Source organism: Mesorhizobium sp. M2E.F.Ca.ET.209.01.1.1 (genome assembly GCF_004010375.2).
Classification (GTDB): Bacteria; Pseudomonadota; Alphaproteobacteria; order Rhizobiales; family Rhizobiaceae; genus Mesorhizobium.
The window spans coordinates 1-254 of record NZ_SADP02001115.1; the positions used below are offsets into that span (position 1 = coordinate 1).

At 60.6% G+C, this 254-nt stretch carries 1 pseudogene; it reads right to left on the minus strand.

Annotation, left to right across the window (positions count from 1 at the left end):
* A pseudogene (locus tag EN852_RS39350) lies at positions 1 to 254 on the minus strand (haloacid dehalogenase type II); the annotation flags it as partial.

Consider the following 254-nt stretch of genomic DNA (forward strand, 5'->3'; position numbering starts at 1 on the left):
ACCCATAGACCATTGGGGCATCGTCGGGGCTGAAGGCGACGCCGTGGCGCTTGCAGGCCCGCTCGAGTGAATTGTAGACGACGTCGGCATAAGGCTTCCAGTCGCCCAGGATCTCGTCCAGCCGATAGGCCGCGAAGTTCTTGATGAACTCCTGCATGCGCGGCTCGTCAAGCCGGCTGCCGTAGAGGTCGCGCGCCGCTTCCGCCATCTGGAAAAAGGTCAACGTGCCGTAGCAGTCGAAGGTAATGTATTTG